The sequence below is a fragment of the Streptomyces sp. WAC03905 genome, from assembly GCF_057371075.1.
Window position 1 is genome coordinate 21,985 of the sequence record NZ_JBXYDZ010000004.1, and the last position, 20,341, is coordinate 42,325.

The following is a 20,341-nucleotide window of genomic DNA, read 5'->3' on the forward strand; positions in this document are numbered from 1 at the left end:
GGCCGCGTCGGCGTGCGGGTCGGATCCACTACATACCGGGTCCCGCAGGCCGCTGATGCCGGTCGCCCAGGGTCTCCGCGCAGGTCTTGTGGGAGGGCAATCCTTGTTCGTCGCGCAGGTTCGTGGTCACCGAGCAGTACCGGCACGGCCGTGACTTGGGCGACCAGTGGATGCTTGAGCGCCAGTCCAGGAGGCGTTCTTCGGGCCGGTCGTCCGGTCCCGGCTGCCGGGGGACAGCAGGAGAGACGGCCACTGGTACGGGCGCCGGCGGTGCTGGCCGGGGCGGCAGAGACGGCCAGGCGCCGATGGGGCGGGCCGGTACCGAGGGCTGGGCGGGGATCGACGGCATGACGACGTCGGCCCCGGCGAGAGGGGTGGTCGGGGCGGGGGGCCGGCATGTCGGTGCACGGTGGCTGGCGCCCGTGGGCAGGTCCCGTTCCTCTTCAGGGTCGGCCGAAGGCGGGACCGGCAGACCGCTGTGATGGTCGGCAAGCCGCTGGTGGTCCTCGTCCGTCACCCAGAACCGGTGTGTCCTCGAGCCGGTGCGGTGCTCGATGGGGACGATCAGCCCGGCTGCTGTCTTGCGTACCAGGTCGTCGAAGAACACGTCCCGGGGCTTGGGGGTGACGTGCGTGTGTCCGCAGCGGCGCTGGGTGTGCGGGCACCGGTACAGGGCGCGGTCGTCGCAGCGCCAGAACTCCAGCGCCCGGTATCCCGAGACCACGCGCAGGTCGCCCGACTTCGCGATCACTTCCGCGGGCAGGCGGTCGCTGCGGGTCCAGTGGGTGTCGGTGCGGGTGGCGTAGTCCGAGCGGTCGGTGTGCCAGGCCGGGGTGATCCCGTGCTTGGCGGCCTTCGCCGCGCGTGCTTTCACGCTCCGCGGTCCCTCGGCGCCGGCGGAGGAGAGCTGGACCTCCCAGCCGATGCGGATCCCGCCCTCGCCCTGGACCAGGGTGTCGGTCTGGATCCACGAACGCGGGCCGATGCTGGTGCGGACCTCGCTGTCGGCGCGGAATCCCTCGCTCTGGGCGGTGCGCACGATCCGGTCCTGGTAGGCCTTGTGCTCGTCCGACAGCGGTGCGCGGTGGCGTTCTTCGTCCTCGGACCGTTCGTGCACCGCCTCCCGGCGACCGCCCCGCTCGCGCAGATACATCCACGCCTGCACACCTGCCTTGCGGCACACCCCGCCGCACAACAGGCCCCGCCTGGCTACCGGCACGCCTCTGAGCGCGTCGATCCGGTCGCTCTGATACAGCAGGTCCCACAGTCCCGGCAGACTCTCGTGCCCTAGATCGTCCCGGGTCAGGTCCAGCTCGATTCCCCACTTCTCGTGCCAGACGATGTTCGCCAACTCGACCCGCCTTCCGTCCTTGGAGAGACCGTTTCCGTGAAGGTAGAACCAGGCACTGACAATCCCGCAGATATGGGATCGTTCATACGAATCTGGATAAAACGTTCGCATCGACTGGAACGCCAGCGAAGAACAGCGGCGAACGCCGCAGGGCCTCCCCTCAGCACCGGCAGAAGCCAGGCCTGCAAAGCCGGCGCCGGCCTTCAGGCGGCGCGAGCGGTCGGCGCGTTGAAGACATCGTCGAAGGCGTGGGCCTGATGGGTGGAGACCATGAGCCAGGCTCCGCTCGCGTGCTGGCGCGCGCGGGCGGTGTAGTGCTGGACTTCGGAAGGGGTGAGGACTTTGAGGTCGCCGAAGACGTAGTACAGCGGAGTGGGGGCGTGGACCGCGGTGAAGAGCAGGCCGGCTTTCAAGGTGGCGTTGCTGATGGCGTAGCGGTCGGTGTGGGTGCTGGGCATGCGGTCTTTGGCGTCGATGGTGACGAGCCGGCCGTCGCGGGCGGCGATCAGGTCGGGAAAGTAACGCAGAGCGGAGTCGGTACGGGCCAGGGCCTCACGGATGGCGGGCGCGTAGGTACCCTGCCCGCAGCGCTGGACCGTCCAGCCCAGGTTCTGCAGGGCGAGCATGACGCGCCGTTCGTGCATGTCGCCCACGTGCTTGCGGTCCTGCCACCTCGTCACCATGCCCACCCTTCCTACAGTGATACGAACCAGCTCCTTTTCGTGCTACTGCCGTATGGCTATGATGCCCCGCATGGCTGCATACGTAGACCCACGGTTTCGTCCCACGCTCTGGCCCGGAACCCCGGTGCCCGCACCGGAGTTGAGGTCGCTGCGCGGTGCGCGGGCCGAGGGCGAGTGGATCGTGTGGGCGCCCCAGTTGGGTAGTGAGGGCGAGCCCGTCGCGCTGCCGGAGGACTTCTACCTGCGCGAGCTCATGGACCTCGATCCCGCCGACCTCGACGCGATCGCGGACATGATGCGCACCTACGGACACTTCGGCGGCAGCATCGCTTCCGGAAGCTGGGAGAACGACGAATACGACCGGCTCACGGAGCTCGCAGACAGCCTCCATCCCGTACACGGACCGTTCGCCGTGCACGGTGAGCTCATCGGTGTCTTCATCACCCAGGCCCAGGAAGCCATCACCACCTGGACGGCACTGCACCGGGAAGGGGGACTAGACGCACTCGTCGAGCCGGAAGTCACACGCGATGCACTGGCCCAGATCCACAAGGACAACGACCACCAGGACGAACCCTGGCCCAAGGATCTGGAAGAGCTGCGCCAGGTACTGCTGGGCCTGCGCATCACCAACCTCACCGGGATGCTGAACTCCTCACTCAAGCCCTTCAGCATCGGCGTCGGCAGTCTGTCCGACCGCCACCCCACCATCCTGTCGGTCGCCTTCCTCCAGCTCTACAACCACCTCGCCGAGAACGCCACCATCCGCACCTGCGCCAACGAAACCTGCGGGCGGGACTTCGTCCGCCAGCGCGGCCGCGCCGAATACGGCCAGAACCGCACCAGCGGCATCAAGTACTGCACCCGCGAATGCGCCCGCGCCCAGGCCCAACGCGAACACCGACGCCGCAAGGCCGCCACGGTCCGGCAGGCCTCCGCCACCGCGAAAGCCTCACCGGCCCAGCACGGAGAGGAGCGGCTCGGATGATCCACCTTCGCGAGCACCAGGTCACCGCAGTCGCCGCGATCCGCGCCTGGGCCGGCCGCCCCGAGCGCACCCCCATTTCTCCCCGGGGCGCCCGCGGCACCCTCGTCTCGGCAACCGGGTCGGGCAAGACCATCACCGTCGCCTGGGCAGCGCGCGACTGCTTCCCCGGCAGCCGGATCCTCGTCACGGCCCCGACCCTGGACCTGCTGGTGCAGACCGCCCAGGCGTGGCGCGCGGTGGGTCACCAGGTCCCGATGGTCGCGGTGTGCTCGCTGGAGAACGACCCCGTGCTGAACTCGCTGGGAGTGCGCACCACCACGAACCCGATCCAGCTCGCCCTGTGGGCCGGGCACGGGCCGGTCGTCGTGTTCGCCACGTACGCCTCTCTCGTGGACCGTGAGGACGTGGACGCTCCCGAGGGGCAGCGGAAGGTTCGCGGGCCGCTGGAGGCCGCGCTGGCGGGCGGGGAGCGGCTCTACGGCCAGCGCATGGACGGCTTCGACCTCGCGATCGTGGACGAGGCCCACGGAACCGCTGGTGATCTTGGCCGTCCGTGGGCGGCGATCCACGACAACGCCCGAATCCCGGCGGACTTCCGGCTCTACCTCACCGCAACCCCGCGCATCCTCGCCGCCCCCCGGCCGCAGAAGGGCGCGGACGGCCAGGAGGGGGAGCTGGCGACCATGGCCGACGACCCCGGGGGCACGTACGGTGCGTGGATCGCGGAGCTCGGGCTCTCGGAGGCGATCGAGCGCGAAATCCTTGCGGGCTTTGAGATCGACGTGCTGGAGATCCGCGACCCCTCCCCCGTTCTCGGGGAGTCGGAGGAGGCGCGGCGGGGCCGGCGCCTGGCGCTCTTGCAGACGGCGCTCCTGGAGCACGCGGCGGCGTACAACCTGCGTACGGTCATGACGTTCCACCAGAAGGTGGAGGAGGCCGCCGCGTTCGCGGAGAAGCTGCCCGAGACGGCGGCCGAGCTCTACATGACCGACGCCTCCGACGAGGATCTGGCCGCCGCAGGCCGGCTGCCCGCGTCGTCGATCGACGCGGAGTTCTACGAGCTGGAGGCCGGCCGCCACGTCCCGCCGGACCGCGTGTGGTCGGCGTGGCTGTGCGGCGACCACCTCGTCTCCGAGCGGCGCGAAGTGCTGCGGCAGTTCGCCAACGGCATCGACGCGGCCGGGCGCCGGGTGCACCGCGCCTTCCTCGCCAGCGTGCGCGTGCTCGGCGAGGGCGTGGACATTACCGGCGAGCGGGGAGTCGACTCGATCTGCTTCGCGGACACCCGCGGCTCCCAGGTCGAGATCGTCCAGAACATCGGCCGGGCGCTCCGCCTCAACCGCGATGGCTCCACCAAGGTGGCCAGGATCATCGTGCCGGTGTTCCTGGAGCCGAACGAGGACCCGACCGACATGGTCGCCAGCGCCAGCTTCAAGCCGCTCGTAGCCGTGCTCCAGGGCCTGCGCTCGCATGACGAGCGCCTGGTCGAGCAGCTCGCTTCCCGGGCGCTCACGAGCGGCAAGCGCAAGGTCCACGTGCAGCGGGACGAGGAGGGGCGGATCATCGGCGCCGGCGGCACCGGCGACGGCGAGGACCAGGAGCACGACGAGGACACCGACGCCGCTGCCGAGTCGGCCCTGCTGCACTTCTCCAGTCCGCGCGACGCCGCGACGATCGCGGCGTTCCTGCGGACGCGGGTGTATCGGCCGGAGTCCCTGGTGTGGCTGGAGGGCTACCAGGCCCTGCTGCGGTGGCGGGCGGAGAACGAGATCACCGGCGTCTACGCCGTCCCGTACGACGTCGAGATCGAGGTCGGGGCGACGAAGTCGTTTCCGCTTGGGCGGTGGGTGCATCAGCAGAGGAAGGCGCTGCGGGCCGGGGAGCTGGAGGACCGGCGCAAGACCCTCCTCGACGCCCCGGAGGCCGGGATGGTGTGGGAACCGGGCGAGGAGGCGTGGGAGAACAAGCTCGCCGCGCTCCGCTCCTACCGGCGGGCCATGGGGCACCTCGCGCCCCGGCAGGACGCGGTGTGGGGCGAAGGCGAGGCGATGGTGCCCATCGGGCAGTACATGGCGAACCTGCGCCGCAAGGGTGGTCTGGGTAAGGACGCGGAGCGGGCCGCCGTACGCGCGCAGCAGCTGTCCGCAGTCGATGAGGACTGGGACTGCCTGTGGCCGCTGGACTGGCAGCGCCACTACCGCGTCCTGGCGGACCTGGTCGACGCCGACGGCATCCTGCCGGCCATCGAACCGGGAGTGCTGTTCGAGGGCGATGACATCGGACGGTGGCTGCAACGGCAGAAGAACCCGGGCACCTGGGCACAGCTCCTCCCCGAGCAGCAGGAACGGCTGTCGAAGCTGGGCGTGCAGCCCGACCAGGCCCCGGCACCCGCCCCGGCAGCCACGCGCGCGACGAAGGGCCCGAACAAGGCACAGGCCGCGTTCCAGCGGGGCCTGGCGGCACTCACACAGTGGGTGGAGCGGGAAGGCGCGGACCGGCCGGTACCACGCGGCCACAGCGAAAAGATCACGGTCGACGGCGAGACAGAGCCGGTGACCGTCAAGCTCGGCGTATGGGTCTCCAACACCAAGGCCCGGCGGAACAAGCTCGCCCAGGAACAGCTGGACGCACTGGGGAAGCTGGGCATTGAGTGGGCATAACAGTCCGGCGCTGAGCCGGAGTGTGCGAGACCCCGGGGCCGCGATGGCCCCGGGCTGCCGTCGCGCCCGGGGCCGGTGCTGTCGGCAGGGTCAGGCCGTGAGCTTCTTGAAGACCGACTCGAAGCGGTCGAGAGTGTCGTCGTCGACCTGTGCGAAGAAGGCCTCCTTGTCCCGGGTGAGCTGGTGCGCGGGGCCGACGTGGTCGAAGTCCCGGGGCTTGCGCTGCTTCTCCCGGGCAATCCCGATGCGCTGGAGGATCGGGAGGGGCTTGTCGGGGTTGATCAGGTCTTCCTCGTTGACGGTGACCTCGGTGGCCCGGTTGTGGAGCCAGAGGTAGTCCTTAGTGGAGAACAGGTCCTCGATGTCGGCCGTCTCCGGGAGGCCATCGAGCTGACCGATGACGGTGATGTGGGACGTGTCGACGTCAGCGGCCTCGGCGGCGCTGAGGACCTTAGCAGTCACCTTGGTGGTCTCGGCTCCGTCGATGAGCGCACGGACGGACAGCCGGCGTCCCATGACGGCGATGAAGGCCGGCATGTTGCCGATGCCACCGACCGGAATGATGGCCAGCCGGGGGTCGAGGCCGGTGCGACCCTGGCTGACCAGGTAGTCGGACATGCGCATGAGGAAGACGAAGTCGCTGCTGCCCTCCACGGCCAGGAGCGGGCCGGCTCCGAGGAACAGGTGCTGCGCCACGGAGTATCCGAGCGCCGCTTCCACCGGCAGGATCGTCTTGGGGTCTGCGGACAGGCTGACCGAGGTAATGACCACGCCCAGGTTCGGGTCGGTGCGGATCGCCTGGTCCTGGATGGCGCGCATCGTCTCGTACCGCGTGGGGTCGATCATGTGCTGGGAATGGGTGGTGTAGAGGACCTGCTGTCTGGGTCCGAGCTCGCCGTAGACGTAGCGGAGGAAGTCGCCCTGGGCCTCGCCGTGCAGGCTGGTGCCCGGTTCGTTGAGCAGGACGACGACGCGCTCGTCGGTGTCGCGGTAGGCACTGAATGCGGCGAGGAAGGAGAAGAACCACTGGAATCCGGTGGAGCGGGTGGAGAAGTTGGTCTCCACGCCGCCGTGCCGGTCGTCGCGCAGCTCGATCTTGAGCAGTCGGTGGTGGGGCTGCGGCTGGCCGTTGGCGTCCGGGGGCGTGGGGATCAGGTCGGTGTCGAAGACGACGGTGAGGTCCTCGTTCTGCTTCCAGTACTCGAAGACCTGGGCGCTCAGGTCCAGGCTGGCGGCCTGGAGCTCGGCCTTGCGGCTGGCGTAGTCCTCGTCCAGGAAGTCCTCTGGCCCTTCGCCGGCGAGACGGAGCAGGGACATCATGGTCTCGTCGCCGCGCTCCCACTGCTTGGTCTTCGCGCGGTCGGCGAGCGCGTGGAGGTCGCAGTCGCCCGGGAGCATCTCGTAGGTGGAGAAGTAGAAGAACTTCGGGAGCAGCTCGATCAGCTGCTCCTGCTCCTCCTCGTCAAGGCCCTCTTCGACGTACTTCTTGTACCGGTCCAGTTCGGCCGGGATCTTCTCGATCACCTTGACCCGGGCCGTCTTCCTGCCGTCACCGACTTCCCGGGCTCGGGCCTTCGCCGCGGCGCTCACAGCCTCGATGGTCGTGTGGTCTCCGGTGATCGCCTTCCGGTCCCCCTCGTCGTCGACGCCCGCCTCTTCGAAAACGTCCGCCAGGACGTCCTCGAGGGCGCAGTACACATCGGCTTGGAGGCTGCCGTCGTAGAGACGGGACGCCGTGACGTACGCCTTCGCCGGCGGCCGCACGCCGATCAGTTCCTCGATCGCGTCGAAATCGGCGTCCTCCAGCTCGAAGACGGCCGTCACGGGGGCGGCCGTGTCGAGGTCCTTCGTGCGCCGGTCCCTGGCCAGGTTCCGCCGCGGGTAGTCGGTGGTGACGTGGAAGTCGTCGGCGTTGTTGGCCGGGTTCAGCCGGTGCAGGGCCTTCAGGACCGTCGTCTTGCCCGACTCGTTCTTGCCGATCAGGCACGTGACCTCAGGGTCGACCACCATGGTCTGCTTGTTCGTGATGTTGCGGAACGTCTCGATCTCCACGGACGTCACCAGCATGGCACTCCCCTCCAAGGGCCACGTTGCCCTTGTGTGATCCGCGCAGCGTGGGGCCTGTGCCAGACGGGACAGGTGTGACCGCGCGGTGTGGCTAATCAGCCAGTATGAATCCCGCCTCCGACAATCACGGCCGGTTTCTGCCCGCCGGGCCTGTGCTGCCCACGGGATAGCGATGGATGTGCTGGGCTCAGGCCCCGTCCCGGGACCGGGACGGGGCCTGACGCAGTGCGCCGGGCCGGATCTTCAAGAAGGACCGTGCCGAAGGCACCGGAACGAAGCCGCTCCACCCGGGCAGGAGTAGGTCTCGCCCGGCTCGACGTCGCTGAGCAGGTGGGCGGTTGTGCTACGCGACTGCCGCGGCGAACTTCACCGACGGGATGCCGGAGCCCTCGGGGATCTCGGCGAGGGGACGGCGGGGGAGGCCGGAGACGATCCACAGCCGCATGATGTCGTGGGTGACCAGCTGGCCGGAGCCCGTCCCGTCCTCGTTGAGGATGTCCACCTTCAGCAGCACCCGTTCCCCGGACTCCCCCAGCATCCAGAGGTCCAGGAAGTACGGGCGTCGGCACGTACGGAGGTTGCGGCGCTGGTTCTTCCACCGGAAGCTCACGATGCCGTCGGCGAAGGCGGTCAGCGAGAGGGCTCCGGAGGCATAGGCGGCACGGCCGTCCCAGATCCACACCATGTGGCCGTGGTCCAGTTCGCGTCCCATGATCTTCGTCGGGGACATGCTCGCGTGCTGGATCTCCACCACACATCCGTCGGCCGCGATCAGGTCGGCGATGTGGTTTCCGCGCCGCTGTTCGCGTTGGGACGCCGGCACCATGAGCTTCCAGTAGTCGTGCCACTGGGTCGAGGAGTAGATGAGGGGGAGGCTCATACCGCTCCCGCCAGGGTCTGAACCGTTCTGACTTCTCTGCCGCTCCGTTGTGAGCCATCAGAGAGGATGGGACACGTGCCCAAGAAGATTGACCCCGCGCTTCGGAGCCAGGCTGTGCGTCTGGTGACGCAGCACCGCTCGGAGTACTCCACCGAGCGTGCTGTCCATGTCCAGGTCGCCGAATCGCTCGGCGTCTCCCGGGAGTCCGTACGGCGCTGGGTGGCCCAGCACGAGATCGACACCGGTGTCGCCGCAGGTGTGACCAGTGACGAACGTGAGGAATTGCGGAGGCTGCGGGCGGAGAACAAGCGGCTGCGTGAGGTCAACGAGGTGCTGAAATCGGCGACGATTTTCTTCGCGGGGGAACTCGACCCCCGAAACCGCTGATCGTGGCCTTCGTCGACCAGATGAAGGCGGTCGGTCACGCCGTCGAGTCGATCCTCATCGCCCTGAACACCGCGGGACTGAAGATCGCGGCACGAACCTTGCGAGCCTGGTGCGCCCCAGCAGGGCCGGCGAACGGGCACGCGGCCCGGACCATCAGTGACGCGCTGGTCGAGGACACCATCCGCCAGCTGGCCTTCACCACCAACGCCGCTGGGAAGCGTGTGCTGGCTCCCGAAGGTCTCTATGGCCGGCGCAAGATGCTGGCTCTCATCCGCCGCACCCGTTTTCCCGAGGCCGGGTTCGGGGCTGTGGACCGGGCCATGCGCTCACTCGGCCTGGCCGGCGTCGTGCGGGGGAAAAGACCCAGAACGACCGTCCCCAACCCGGCCGACAGCCGGGCGGCGGACCTGCTGAACAGGGACTTCACCGCTCCGGCTCCCGATGAGAAGTGGATCACCGACTTCACGTATGTCCGCACGTACCAGTCGTTCACCTACGTGGCGTTCATCGTGGACTGCTTCTCCCAGAAGATCGTGGGCTGGCACGCGTCGGTGAAGCGGGATGTGGAGCTGGTCGATGTGCCCCTGCGGATGGCCCTGTGGCGCCGCGGCCAGGAAGGAACCCCGGTCGGGCGGGACCAGCTCATATGCCACTCGGACGCCGGGTCGCAATATACGAGTGTGCGCTTCACCGAACATCTCCGGCTCGAGGGCATCCGTCCCTCGGTCGGGAGCGTCGGTGACGCCTACGACAACGCCCTGATGGAGACCATCAACGGTCTCTACAAGTCCGAGTGCATCCGCACCAGCGTCTTCCACGACGGTCCCTGGAAGACGATCGCTGAGGTCGAGTACGCCACCGCCTGCTGGGTGGAGTGGTACAACAACCGGCGCCTGCACTCAAGTCTGGGCATGATCAGCCCCACCGAGTTCGAGGCAGCCCACTACGCTGACACCCAAGCTGTGGCCGACTGATCACTGGCCAGCAAAACACCGGCAGGAAAGTCGGAACGGTTCAAAGAGCCACGTCAGCATGTACAAATCGGCAGCCGAGACTGCCTCCCAGGCGGAGCTTGGGCCCGCGGCAGCCGTACTGCGGGGTGGCGCTGCTGCCACCGTTTTGTCGCAGCAGCGCCACCAAACAGCCCCGTAGGTCAGCATGTTCTGACGTCGGCGCTGTATGCAGCAGCCGTGCATAGATCTCGTCCGAACATCGCAGATCTGCGATGTTATGCAGCCGCGTGACGGGCCGTGGTGCCGCTGCTCGTCCCTGGAGCAGCAGGTGCCGGCGGGTAGCAGCACGGCCCGATCCGCGGGTAGCAGCTGGCCGTGCTGCTACCCGCCGGGCCAGCCTGCTACCCGAGCAGCACCCTTGTCCCGCCTGGCCCAGGCAAATGCTGCGCTGCACCCCCGACACCACCGTGCTGCACCTCGACCACCACCGCCAGGACCGCGAGCAGCCCCCCCACCGAGGGCGGGCTACGAGCCGCCGCTGCTCATCGAGCAGCAGCCTGCTGCACCACGGCGGGCAGCACGGCCAGGAGCAGCAGCTACCCCGTTGCCGCGGGACCTCGTCTCACATCTCACACGCTCACAGCAGGCTCGTTCACCTGGGGATACGGACTGTGTGCCACACAGGGGCAGCCGGGAGCGGCGGGTTACAGCACGATCCCGTGGAGGGCGCGGCGGTCGCCGGTCAGGGCGTAGCGGCGGGCGGCGAGACCGTGTTCGAGGGGTTCGCCGATCTGGTCGCACAGCAGCGCCAGGACGTCGGCGGCCTCGGTGTCGGAGAGGTAGGCCGGCGCGACTTCGAGCATCAGTTCCCCGATCGCGTGGGTGCTGGCGGCGAGCTCGTCGACGACGCGGCGCAGCGCGGCGACGGCCGGATCCGCCGGCGGTTCGGCGGTCTGCGGGGGCGGTGCGGTGCGGATGTCGCGGACTGCCTGGCGGACCACGGCGCGCACCGTGGGCTCATCGAGGGCCTGGAGGCCGCTGTGGGCGAGCGTGGCGAGGCGGCGGATGATCAGCTCCGCGACGTCGCCGCTGCGGCTGGAGACGTTGATCAGGGCGCGCTGGGAGAGGCCGTAGTCGAGCGCGGCGGCCGGGCCGGTGTCTCGCGTGCGAGACGTCTCGGTGCCGGCCGCGACGGCGCCGTGGATCGCGGTCAGGGCGCGGGCGACATCGAGGAGCCGGTACGCCTGGGCGCGGCTGATGCCGAACTCCGCGGCGCAGTACGACTCCCAGCTGCCGTGCCCGAGCGGCACCCAGACACGGGCGGCGTGGGCGTCGCGGACCCGGGAGGCGAGGACGGCGACGGAGCGCCGGACGTCGTCCATCGCTTCGCGCAGCCCGGCCGTCATCTCCCGGGCGCGGGCCGCGGTGAGCGGCGGCCGGGCCGGTTCGACGCCGTGCTCCTGGTCCTCGTCGTGCTCGCCCATGGCTCCATCGTCCTCCGGGCCGGCGGGCGGCACCAGGGCGTGCGGAAGCGCGCTGCGGGAGCTCCCGCCTCACAGCCTCACACCGCCCGGTGTGCCTTGTCTACCTGGGGAAACGGGCTGTGAGGCTCATAGCCGACGCGTCTCAGGGGAGGTCTGGGCGCGGTGGGCGGGGCCCTGGGATCAGGGGGCGTGGGCCGCCAGGCATTAGTCCGCGGTTGCGTAGGACTTGGGCTCGTTCGCGGCATCGGGTGGTGCAGAACTTCCGGGGGTGGCGGGTGGCCTCGGGCAGGGGCTGGAGGCAGGTCGGGCAGCAGCCGGGAGCGGCGACTGGGGCCAGACGTTTGAGCAGCCGGCGGACGTGGTCGACCTCTTCTTGGGTGGTGAAGTAGGGGGCATCGGCGTGGCCGTGGCAGCCGGTGAGGAGCTCGCGGAAGACGGCGCGCAGTTCGGTGAGGTCGCGGCGGCAGGCGCCGAGCAGGTCGAGGAAGTCTTCGACGGGCCAGGAGGTGAGGACGCCGGTGCGGGTGAGGTAGAGGCCGACGGTGTCGATCCGGTAGGCGTCGGCGGCGTCGAGGAGGAGGTAGCCGGTGAGCTGCCAGGCGGTGCGCTGGGACATCTCCTTGAGCGGGTGGCGGGTGCTTTTGAAGTCGAGGAGCAGGCCGTCGGCGGTGAGGTCGGCATCGGCCGTGATGCGGGCGCCGGCGAACGTGGGGCCGCCGTGGCAGTCCTCGGGCCGGGTGCGGGCACGGAGGTCCTGCAGGGGGCTGTGGGCGGCCTTGTGGAGCTGGTCGACGACGTCGTCGACCATGTCGGGGTGCGGGAGGTCCAGCAGGCGCGTGAGGCGACGTTGCTGGCCTCGGTGCCGACGCCGGGCGGCGGGAGAAGGACGTGGTCGGTGCGGTGCTGGGCGCGGTAGTTCTGCCGCAGCGGTCCGGGGCCGGCGGACAGTTCGCGGTCCAGGAACCGGCGCAGGGGGGGAGTGGGGGCTACGCAGCCCGTCGGTCAGGGACAAGGGAGGGATCACCGCCGTTCGTCGGGCGCCATCAGGGGCACGCGGGGGAACGGTTCGGACGGTAGGGACCGGGGAGTGACACGGTGTCACCCGCATGACGTAGAAACGGGGTGCCACGGGTGCGAGATTCACCCGGGAGAGGGACGGTGTGGCGTCTTCGGGTAGGGGCGGCCGGACCATGTCGCGCAGTCCCTCACAGCCTCACAGGCTCACAGCTCGCCGCGTCTACCTGGGGAAACAGGCTGTGAGCCTTATAGACCTCACGGTGTGACGCCGTGGGCGAGCCCGGTCTGCCACGCTGATCCGCGACGGCGGGCGCGGGCTCGCCGCACGACGTGAGGGGGATGGGTGGCGGGGATCGAGCGGGAGCCGGCGGAGGTACGGATACCCAAGGCGGCACTGGACGCCTTCGCCGCGGCGCTGAGCGTGCGCACGGTGGCGATGCGGACCTGGCCGAACGACGGCCTGGAGTGGATGTACCCGTTGGGCACGTGGGACGAGGCGCACCTGGAGGTGGCGCTCATGCCCGGCGGCGAGGAGGTGTGGCTGCGGATGTCCACCGACCGCTCCAGCGTCGCCGTGTGGACCATCGAGCAGTGGTGGGAGTTCGCCGGGGAGCTGCCCGGCGCGACGCCGCCGCCGGCCTGAGGCGCGAGGCTCACGGCGGGTCGGTCGGCACCCGGACAGCGGGGGTCGGCGTGGCTCCGGCGGGCCCGGGTCGTTGTGTGGGGCGCTGGTTGCCGTAGCGACGTGAACGAGGACCTATGCCGAAGAAGCCCGCCCACGACCCGACGTACGGCTACGACCCGGAGACGAAGACGGTCCGGGTGGATCAGCACGACCTGGCGCGGCTGCTGTTGATGTTCCGCAAGGTGATGCGCGAGCAGAAGCAGGGCACGTGGGATCACATGAGGGACTACGACCGGTCCTTCGAGCGCCTCGCCGACGCGGTCGATGCCAGCTCGCAGCTCCGGTACGGCCAGCGCTGGACGGGTCCCGATCTGCGGATGCGCTGCACCACGACCGAGCCGGCCTACGCTTGGCCGAATGGCGCCCCGTACGACGGCGAGGCGACCTTCACCTGGATGGTGCCGGGCTACGGCTCACACGCCACCAAGGACGAGTCCTTCCGGGGCGTCACGCACACGGCGCTGTGCGGGTTCAGCTGGGCGAAGGGCGACTGGCCGCGCCGCGTGGAGGGGCTGCCGGACTGCCCGGAGTGCCGGCGCGAGGTCCAGCTCGGTGCCGACCGGCCCCGCGACCGGTGGTGAGCCTGAGGGCCAGTCTGACTGAGTGACGATCGATGTCATCGGTGGGTCGCACAATAGGGCGATGAACAGACGTGAGCGCACGCTGCTTGCCCAGATCGAGCAGGACGTGCTCGACGACTCCAAGCCGCTTGCCGGAACCTTGCGCAAGTGCGTGATCCTCGGTGGCCACGCCAACTCCGCGGCTCTTCGCGATTGGGCGCAGCGTGAACTGCGCGGCTATAACGGCGTGGATCTGGCGGACCTCCCGCCCTATCGCATTGTGGTAGCGCCCTTGCGGATCGACGCGATGCTGGTGAACGGGATCATCACCGGTCAGCAGATCAGTCCCGGCGCGTTGCCTGACTTCGCCCGGGACTCCATCACCAATGAGCTCCCCTTGCGCATGGGAGTCGGAGAGTTGGAGGCGGCAGCGCGTCGCATCGTGGAGTCGGACACGGCTCTGAAGCTCAGCTTGCCGGGAGCCGCAGACCTGGTGCGGTACATGAACCATGACATCGGTAACCCTGGCCAGCAGATTACCGAGCTGTACTGGGCTGTGGCCGCACCAGCACTAATAGGCGTCATCGACCAGGTCCGAACGGCACTGGCCGACCTCATGGGCGAGCTGCGCGCCACGATGGCCCCCGACGACGGCAACCTGCCCACCCCCGAGCAGATCGGCCAGGCGTTGAACGTAGCCATCCACGGGAACCGGTCTCGTGTGACGGTAACCAGCGCGCACGCCTCCGGGGAAGGCAATGCCACGGTCGCGCCAAGCGCCGACGACGAGCCCGGCCTGTTCGGCACGACGGGCCGCCGGGTCGGCGCCGTCCTCGTGGGCCTGGCAACTGTGGCGGGCACTGCTGCTGCTCTGTGGCCGCTCTTCAAGTGACCCGCCAGTAGGACGCGCCTAGTATCGGCGTGTTCACTGCGGTACACACGCACTCTTCTGCTGCTTTAGCCACACGGATCGCGGCCAAACGAAATGATCAGCTCATGACCTTCAGCGATCCCTCAGCAGGCCACTCCGCGGCCACCTTTTCCCAGCTCCGTGACTGGGGTTTGATCTGGGACACGTACGACCTGGCTGTCCACGGAACCCACCGGATGCCGTCTTTCTACACCGTGGCACGGCACGAGAACTGGTGGGGAAGCGCAGTGCCGATGGACGTGCTGCTGGACTTGGCCAAGAAGCACGGCATACCGGTCGCGTGGGTCACCCCTGCCAAGACATTGAGCAGGCTGGCCGCAGCGGGCGCCAATCACGACGACAAGCTCGCCGTCTTGGTTGATGACGAGGACGAGATCCAGACCCTGTGCCGCCTCAAGCTCGACGAGTGCACCGATGAATGGATCACGGGTGAAGTCGCGGCAGGAGAGAAGGCCATGGCGGCATGGTCCGGCGGCCACCGCGAAGCCGCCGCGTGCCTCGCCGTCGCCGGGGTCGAACAGATGCTCCACAACCTGACTAACGTCCCCCGCGGGCCAGGTGCTCACAAGAGGCTGCAGAAGGCCGGCAAGAAGGAGCCGAACGACTTCCTGCCCAAGCGCCAGTACGCCTTGGCGCCGCTGAATTCCTTCCACACCCCCTACGACCCGGGCAAGAGTGCTGTAATTCCGACGACCCTCTCCCGGCACGCTGTCGTACACCATCTGCCACTGTCCCACCTGAGCTCAGGGCACTGCAGCATCGCCGTCATGCTCCTCGTCTCGATCATCCGCGAGACTCAGGAAAGCTATGACGACATCCGGGATGATTTGCTCACGCAGGCCAGCGACTAGGGGTGGCGTACGCAGGGGGTGGCGGCGTGGCCAGCGAAAGGGGAGCAGTCTGCTGATCAGCTAGCGCCGCCTGGCCCAGCCAGCGACCAGGGCTGGCTAAAATGCGCAACGGCTCGGCCCCGGCAGCTGCAATGCCGGGGCCGAGCCGTTGTCTGGGGCTATCCGAGCCAGGTGATGGTGAGGACGGAGAGGCCGCGCAAGGGCCTGTTCACCCAGTAGGTGAGGGACAGCTGGCCGACGGACGCGTGGCGCACGTCCTTGCCCTCGGGGTCGTCGGCGTTGAACTGTCGGAAGCCCCACGGGTTCGCCGAGGCGGCGTCCAGGAGCTCCCACACGGTGTCTTCTGCGTGCTCGGGCAGGGCGTCGAGGGTCTTGGCGGCCGGGGCGGAGAAGCGGACCGCGTACGGCTGTGCGGTCACCGGCGCCTGCCGCGGAGCTCCGCCATGTCGATGAACTCGCTGTCGTCGTAGCCGGAGGCGACGAAAGCGTCGACGACCGGGGCGGAGAGAATGATGCCCTGCCACTCCTGGACGACCTCGTAGAGCCCGGCCAGGGAGAACGTGCGGCGGGATTCCTCGAGCGCGGCCGCCCACTGCCGCTCGAAGGCCGGCACCCAGGTGTCGGCGCGTCGGTCGGCGCGCAGCTGGGCGAGGAGTTCGGCCGGCGCCCCGGGTGCGGGGGCGTACGGCGCGACGGGGGCGTGGTCGGGCTGCGCGCTCATCTGGTCCTCCAGGCGGGTCGTCACCTCACGGTACGCGCGCCGGGTGGCCGTGGATGCGGACATGGACGGATCCCCTCCTACCGGGTGCGCAGGGTGCGGGCGACGGCCTGGGCGTGCTGGCGCAGCGGCAGGTCCTGCTTGTCCCAGGTGGCTGCGATGTAGTTGAGGAGTTCGGCCGTCGCGCGTTCCGTGTCGCTCGGGTCGCTGACGATGAGCCGGTCAGCGGCGTTGGCGACGTCGGCGGCCGGGGTGGAGGGCTGCCGGTCGTGGTCGGGGCCGTTGCGGTCGACACCGAGGACTAGGAGGTGGCGCACCCCGCTGCGGGTCTGGACGGTGATGGTGTCCTCGTGCGGCGAGTCCGGGGTGGCGCTGACGAAGTGCGGGGCGTTGAGGATCGCCACTGCGAGGGCCTCGGTGAGCACCGGCTCGGGCAGAAGGTCGTCGTCGGTGGGCTCCGCGTCCTGGAGGGTGAGGGTGTAGTTGATGCCGGCCGCGCTGGTGAACCGTACGGTGTCGTCGCCCGGTTCGGCGTCGGCGGCCAGGATGTGCGGGCTGCCCAGCAGGGCATCGGCGATACGGACGACGTCGTGGTCGGCGGCGAGCAACGGGCTCTTGTCGCGGTCGATGGCCGGGAATTCAGTGGTCATGAGTTCGCTCCCATTTCAGAATTCGAGATCGAGATAGTCGATGTCGTTGATAGCGACGTCCGACAGTCCCATGGCGCGACCGCCATTGTCCTGGAAATACACTTCCTTAAACCCTTCGGCGATGATTGCGCGCATGTCCTGGTCGCTCTGCCCCGCGTCGCGGGCGTCGAACAGGCGCTGCGCGTACGTCGCGGGGAGCTTGACGGTGAGGCGGCGGAAGCGGCCGTCGTCGGTCGATCCGGCGGACGACTCGTAGCCGAAGCGGGCCCGGGTCTCCACGGTGACTCCGGTCGCGGCGGCCTGCTTGCGCCGGCGCTTGCGTACCTGGGGCTGCCAGCGGGACCGTACGGCGTTGTCGATCTTCGAAGCGACGTCCTTGGGCGGGTGCTTGCGGGCGCCGCGCCGGTAGCGATTGACGGAGTCGGCGGTGACGCCGAGCTCCGCCGCGACGGCCTTGGCGCTGCCGAGCTGCTTGAGCAGGTAGTTGATGCGGCCCTTGAGTGTCTTGGGCGGCTCCCGGGTGAAGCCCTCGCGGTCGGCCCGCTCGATCGCGTCCTCGATCTCTCCCACGGCCCTACTCCCCTTCGTCCAGGACGGCGTCGCCGCCCTTGATGTGGCGGGCCGGGTTCAGGCCCTTCTCCATCAGGTCGACCGCCCACGCCATTTCCTGGACGCCCTCCAGCTTGGCCAGGCCCGGGGTTGACCCGAGGCGGAAGGCGCCGGGCTGCGGCTTGCCGGAGGCGGCGTAGGGGAGGAATTCCAGCGGGCTGGCACCGGGGCTGGGGTAGACGACGCAGTCGGAGAGCACGGCGAGCGGGTACAGGCCGGTCATCTTCGCCATGTTGTTGAGCTTGCGGTGCATGTTGACCCGGGCCTTGGAGATGACGGCGGCGCGGATGTCGGGGCGCCAGGTCGGGCGCTCCAGGGCCGGCCACCGGTCGCCGTCGGTGTACTTGCGGCCCTGCGGGCGCTCGCGGAGCTTGCCGACGCCGCCCTTGACGGTGGCCTTGATGGCGGCCAGGACGGCGGCCAGGGCCGGGTCGGTCTGCTTGTGCCGTTCCATCGCGGCGAGGAACTGGCTGTCGTCCAGGTCCTTGGTGACACCGAGGTCGGCGAGGGTGTCGACGTAGGCGTTCTTGAGCCGGTCGTGCCACGGGTCCAGGTACGCGCCGGTCTCACGCCGCAGGTACGCCTCGAGGGGGTGGACGTCGTAGCCGAGCTCCTGGGCGTAGGCGACGGTGTGGGTCTGGTACCAGGCCGGGCCCGTCGGCCGGCTCCCGTCGGGGGTGAAGGGCGACGGCAGGCGCGGGTCCAGCTCGATGCCGCTCAGGTCGACCAGCCAGGAGCCGGGGATCTTCGGGTTGAACTTCACGTCGCGGAAGTGGTCGGGGGCGGACAGGCCGACGACCAGGCGGGCCGCGGCCGCGAGGAACGCGGTGTTCAGGTCGAGGCCGACCGCGTACGGCAGCAGGCACTCCTGGTCGGTGAGCAGGTCCACCGGCCGCACCCACTGGTACGCCTCCTCGTTCAGGAACCCGCCGGTCCAGCCGCCGTGGACGACGACCGGGTGCTCCTCGGTGGCCTCCGGCGGCGCCGGGTCCATCGGTTCCGTCCCCAGCGAGCCCGGGTTGTAGGCGGAGACCCAGTTCCCGGTCGTCTCGTCCCGTACGGCACGGGTGGGCGGGCGCAGCGCCGTCATGAGTTCAAGGCCGGAGACGGCGGTGGAGCCGCGCGGGGTGATGACGCGCTGGGCGTAGGTGCCGAGGACGCGGGCGATGTCGGCCGGCTCCAGCTCGGCAACGCCGGGCCAGGACCGGGAGTCGAGGGCGTCCCAGGACAGAACGGCGAGCTGCACGCACTGACGCTGGTTGCCCTGGGCCTTGCGGTAGATCCGGGCCCAGGGGCCGAAGCCGCGCTGGGTGAGCTGCCACTTCGCCTTCGCCACCTGCTTGACGACCGGGTGGTCCTCCGCGAGGCGCAGGGAGCGGCGCTCCTCGTGGCCCTCCAGGCGCTCGGGCAGACCGAGCTTCACGGCGGCCGCGGCGGTAAGCGCGATCAGCGGGTCGGAGTCCTTGCCGTGGCGGTTGAGCTTCGCGGCACCGAGACCGGACTCGCGCAGCGTCCACTCCACCAGCTCCACCACCGTGGTCGCCGGGCAGTCGAGCACGATGCCGTCCACGCCGTACGCGGAGCCGTCACCGTCCAGCACGGCGAGCGGGCCGTGCGGGAAGCGCGTGTCCAGGGCGGGCGCTGCCGCCTTCTTCGCCGCCGGGCGACGCGACGTCGCCGGCCGGGCGGGACGCTCGGGAGCCGCGGCCGGGACAGCCGGGGCCGGAACGAAGGTCTGCGCCTTGGGGACGTCGTCCGCGGCCGGTCCGGTGAAGGTCTCCGGTACCGCCGGCTGCGGCGCAGTCACCGGGGCCGGGGAGGCGGGAGCTCCGTGCGCGGGGTACTTCGCAGCCCAGCCCTTCAGTAGCCGCTGGTATGCCTCCAGGCGTGGAGGCTTCGGCTCCGACCTGCCGTTTTCCCAGTTCTTCACTGTCTGAGTCGTCGACTTCAGGGCCGTCGCGAGGCGGGCCTGGGTGATGCCGGCGGCCTCACGAAGGCGGGCGCGCTCCGCGGGCGGCGGGAGCTGAGGCTCCTCCGCTAGCAGTGCGTCGACGCTCGCGAACAGCTCTTCCTCAGATGCCATGTCTGTCTACCTCCACCCCAGACACTAGCACGCTTTAACCCAATCGCGAGATCTGATTTAGCCTGCGCATTTAACCCTTTCGGGTTCTGTACGCTGCGTGGTGCGCCAGGCACGGCGGTGGGGAACCGAGCTGCAGGGGAGTTGTGTTGAGAGGCGAGGATGTCGTTCCGGTCACCCTGGACGAGGGCCAGCACCAGGAGATCCTGACGACGGAAATTCTTCCGGCCTGGACGAAGGACGCCGTTCCCCAGGCCCATCCGGTCGTGGTGGTCGTCGGCGGTCAGCCGGGAGCTGGAAAGACCAAGGTTGCCGACCTCATCCAGGCAGCTCTCGACCAGCGGGGCGGGGCCGTGCGAATCGGCCGTGACCTCTACAAGCAGGCCCACCGTCACTACGCGGCAGCGTTGGCGGCCGACGTCCGTACAGCCGGGGGAAAGGTCAGGGCGGACACCAGCCACTGGCAGGGCGCCGTCGAGAAGTACGTCCGCGACCACGGCCTGGATGCGGTCGTGGAATCCGCGGTCGCCGACCCCGGCGACTTCCGGCTCTCGTCGGCGGCCTACCGCCGTTCCGGGCACCGGATCGAGGTGGTCGCGCTCGCGACAGCGGAGGCGTGGAGCCAGCTCGGGATCCTCGACCGGTTCCTCACCGAGGCCGTCGGCGGCGCGGGCGGCCGTTTCGTGTCCTGGGCCAACCACGACGTCTGCGCGAAGAACATGCTCACGACGCTCGCGGCCATCGAGGCCGAGCAGCTGGCCGACCGCATCACCGTGGTGACCCGCGA

The 20,341-nt window shown here is 69.4% G+C and carries 18 protein-coding genes and 1 pseudogene; 8 read left to right on the forward strand and 11 right to left on the reverse strand.

Translation table 11 applies throughout. The annotated features are described in order from the left end of the window. Window positions 1-28: 28 nt before the first annotated feature. Together AC2RP6_RS37230 and AC2RP6_RS37235 are read right to left on the reverse strand one after the other, a co-directional pair. Window positions 29-1,351: a hypothetical protein gene (locus AC2RP6_RS37230; RefSeq protein ID WP_486450613.1), complete on the reverse strand. Its 1,323-nt coding sequence runs from the start codon at window positions 1,349-1,351 to the stop codon at window positions 29-31. Window positions 1,352-1,554: 203 nt separating this feature from the next. Beyond that, entirely contained in the window at window positions 1,555-2,034 is a 480-nt protein-coding gene (locus AC2RP6_RS37235; RefSeq protein WP_486450614.1) for a hypothetical protein, read from the reverse strand. Window positions 2,035-2,104: 70 nt separating this feature from the next. Here AC2RP6_RS37235 and AC2RP6_RS37240 point away from each other — a divergent pair, with 70 nt between their 5' ends. Beyond that, on the forward strand, window positions 2,105-3,022 hold the full coding sequence (locus AC2RP6_RS37240; protein WP_486450615.1) for a hypothetical protein: 918 nt from the start codon (window positions 2,105-2,107) through the stop codon (window positions 3,020-3,022). Then, window positions 3,019-5,682, forward strand: a complete 2,664-nt coding sequence (locus AC2RP6_RS37245; RefSeq protein ID WP_486450616.1) for a helicase associated domain-containing protein — start codon at window positions 3,019-3,021, stop codon at window positions 5,680-5,682. The genes AC2RP6_RS37240 and AC2RP6_RS37245 overlap by 4 nt, the downstream gene beginning before the upstream one ends. Window positions 5,683-5,772: 90 nt before the next feature. Here the strand turns inward: AC2RP6_RS37245 and AC2RP6_RS37250 are convergent, their stop codons facing one another. After that, window positions 5,773-7,749 carry an AAA family ATPase gene (locus tag AC2RP6_RS37250; RefSeq protein WP_486450617.1) on the reverse strand — a complete coding sequence of 659 codons (1,977 nt, stop codon included), beginning with the start codon at window positions 7,747-7,749 and terminating at the stop codon, window positions 5,773-5,775. A gap of 343 nt (window positions 7,750-8,092) precedes the next feature. Beyond that, window positions 8,093-8,629 carry a hypothetical protein gene (locus AC2RP6_RS37255; protein ID WP_471995270.1) on the reverse strand — a complete coding sequence of 179 codons (537 nt, stop codon included), beginning with the start codon at window positions 8,627-8,629 and terminating at the stop codon, window positions 8,093-8,095. Window positions 8,630-8,704: 75 nt separating this feature from the next. Here AC2RP6_RS37255 and AC2RP6_RS37260 point away from each other — a divergent pair. Beyond that, window positions 8,705-9,990 (forward strand): IS3 family transposase gene (locus tag AC2RP6_RS37260; RefSeq protein WP_486444360.1). Its coding sequence is split into 2 segments (ribosomal slippage): window positions 8,705-8,978 and window positions 8,978-9,990, totalling 1,287 coding nucleotides; the frame shifts between segments, so codons are not numbered across the junction. Window positions 9,991-10,673: 683 nt separating this feature from the next. On the opposite strand, the gene AC2RP6_RS37265 is transcribed toward AC2RP6_RS37260, so the two are convergent. Further along, window positions 10,674-11,453, reverse strand: coding sequence for a hypothetical protein (locus AC2RP6_RS37265; protein WP_486450618.1), 780 nt, complete (start codon window positions 11,451-11,453; stop codon window positions 10,674-10,676). Window positions 11,454-11,595: 142 nt separating this feature from the next. Further along, window positions 11,596-12,261, reverse strand: a complete 666-nt coding sequence (locus AC2RP6_RS37270; protein ID WP_486450619.1) for a hypothetical protein — start codon at window positions 12,259-12,261, stop codon at window positions 11,596-11,598. 552 nt (window positions 12,262-12,813) lie between these two features. Between AC2RP6_RS37270 and AC2RP6_RS37275 the strand changes: the two genes are divergently transcribed. From AC2RP6_RS37275 to AC2RP6_RS37290, 4 genes are all read left to right on the forward strand, one after another. Continuing rightward, window positions 12,814-13,113 carry a hypothetical protein gene (locus tag AC2RP6_RS37275; RefSeq protein WP_486450620.1) on the forward strand — a complete coding sequence of 100 codons (300 nt, stop codon included), beginning with the start codon at window positions 12,814-12,816 and terminating at the stop codon, window positions 13,111-13,113. A 116-nt stretch (window positions 13,114-13,229) separates the two neighbouring features. After that, window positions 13,230-13,736: a hypothetical protein gene (locus AC2RP6_RS37280; RefSeq protein ID WP_486450621.1), complete on the forward strand. Its 507-nt coding sequence runs from the start codon at window positions 13,230-13,232 to the stop codon at window positions 13,734-13,736. A 61-nt stretch (window positions 13,737-13,797) separates the two neighbouring features. Beyond that, the gene (locus AC2RP6_RS37285; RefSeq protein ID WP_486450622.1) at window positions 13,798-14,607 is read left to right on the forward strand and encodes an AbiTii domain-containing protein; all 810 of its coding nucleotides are present in this window, start codon (window positions 13,798-13,800) and stop codon (window positions 14,605-14,607) included. 104 nt (window positions 14,608-14,711) lie between these two features. After that, the gene (locus AC2RP6_RS37290; RefSeq protein WP_486450623.1) at window positions 14,712-15,497 is read left to right on the forward strand and encodes a hypothetical protein; all 786 of its coding nucleotides are present in this window, start codon (window positions 14,712-14,714) and stop codon (window positions 15,495-15,497) included. A 158-nt stretch (window positions 15,498-15,655) separates the two neighbouring features. Here the strand turns inward: AC2RP6_RS37290 and AC2RP6_RS37295 are convergent, their stop codons facing one another. From AC2RP6_RS37295 to tap, 5 genes are all read right to left on the reverse strand, one after another. After that, window positions 15,656-15,916, reverse strand: a complete 261-nt coding sequence (locus AC2RP6_RS37295) for a hypothetical protein (protein ID WP_486450624.1) — start codon at window positions 15,914-15,916, stop codon at window positions 15,656-15,658. Next, window positions 15,913-16,218: a DUF6247 family protein gene (locus AC2RP6_RS37300; protein WP_486450704.1), complete on the reverse strand. Its 306-nt coding sequence runs from the start codon at window positions 16,216-16,218 to the stop codon at window positions 15,913-15,915. The genes AC2RP6_RS37295 and AC2RP6_RS37300 overlap by 4 nt, the downstream gene beginning before the upstream one ends. Window positions 16,219-16,295: 77 nt before the next feature. Then, a complete protein-coding gene (locus tag AC2RP6_RS37305; protein ID WP_486450625.1) occupies window positions 16,296-16,865 on the reverse strand; it encodes a hypothetical protein in 570 nt (189 codons plus the stop codon). A 15-nt stretch (window positions 16,866-16,880) separates the two neighbouring features. Then, window positions 16,881-17,435 carry a telomere-protecting terminal protein Tpg gene (gene tpg / locus AC2RP6_RS37310; protein ID WP_486450626.1) on the reverse strand — a complete coding sequence of 185 codons (555 nt, stop codon included), beginning with the start codon at window positions 17,433-17,435 and terminating at the stop codon, window positions 16,881-16,883. Between the two features lie 4 nt (window positions 17,436-17,439). Beyond that, window positions 17,440-19,557 carry a telomere-associated protein Tap gene (gene tap / locus AC2RP6_RS37315; protein WP_486450627.1) on the reverse strand — a complete coding sequence of 706 codons (2,118 nt, stop codon included), beginning with the start codon at window positions 19,555-19,557 and terminating at the stop codon, window positions 17,440-17,442. A gap of 266 nt (window positions 19,558-19,823) precedes the next feature. On the opposite strand from tap, the pseudogene AC2RP6_RS37320 reads away from it, so the two are divergent. Further along, window positions 19,824-20,309 (forward strand): annotated as a pseudogene (locus tag AC2RP6_RS37320) (zeta toxin family protein); the annotation flags it as partial. Window positions 20,310-20,341 lie beyond the last annotated feature (32 nt).

Coding starts and splice junctions, on each gene's coding strand:
- AC2RP6_RS37290 (WP_486450623.1), top strand. CDS start 14,712: ATGACCTTCAGCGATCCCTCAGCAGGCCACTCCGCGGCCACCTTTTCC.
- AC2RP6_RS37265 (WP_486450618.1), bottom strand. CDS start 11,453: ATGGGCGAGCACGACGAGGACCAGGAGCACGGCGTCGAACCGGCCCGG.
- AC2RP6_RS37245 (WP_486450616.1), top strand. CDS start 3,019: ATGATCCACCTTCGCGAGCACCAGGTCACCGCAGTCGCCGCGATCCGC.
- AC2RP6_RS37285 (WP_486450622.1), top strand. CDS start 13,798: ATGAACAGACGTGAGCGCACGCTGCTTGCCCAGATCGAGCAGGACGTG.
- AC2RP6_RS37300 (WP_486450704.1), bottom strand. CDS start 16,218: ATGAGCGCGCAGCCCGACCACGCCCCCGTCGCGCCGTACGCCCCCGCA.
- AC2RP6_RS37270 (WP_486450619.1), bottom strand. CDS start 12,261: ATGGTCGACGACGTCGTCGACCAGCTCCACAAGGCCGCCCACAGCCCC.
- tap (WP_486450627.1), bottom strand. CDS start 19,557: ATGGCATCTGAGGAAGAGCTGTTCGCGAGCGTCGACGCACTGCTAGCG.
- AC2RP6_RS37305 (WP_486450625.1), bottom strand. CDS start 16,865: ATGACCACTGAATTCCCGGCCATCGACCGCGACAAGAGCCCGTTGCTC.
- AC2RP6_RS37240 (WP_486450615.1), top strand. CDS start 2,105: ATGGCTGCATACGTAGACCCACGGTTTCGTCCCACGCTCTGGCCCGGA.
- AC2RP6_RS37255 (WP_471995270.1), bottom strand. CDS start 8,629: ATGAGCCTCCCCCTCATCTACTCCTCGACCCAGTGGCACGACTACTGG.
- AC2RP6_RS37280 (WP_486450621.1), top strand. CDS start 13,230: ATGCCGAAGAAGCCCGCCCACGACCCGACGTACGGCTACGACCCGGAG.
- AC2RP6_RS37250 (WP_486450617.1), bottom strand. CDS start 7,749: ATGCTGGTGACGTCCGTGGAGATCGAGACGTTCCGCAACATCACGAAC.
- AC2RP6_RS37235 (WP_486450614.1), bottom strand. CDS start 2,034: ATGGTGACGAGGTGGCAGGACCGCAAGCACGTGGGCGACATGCACGAA.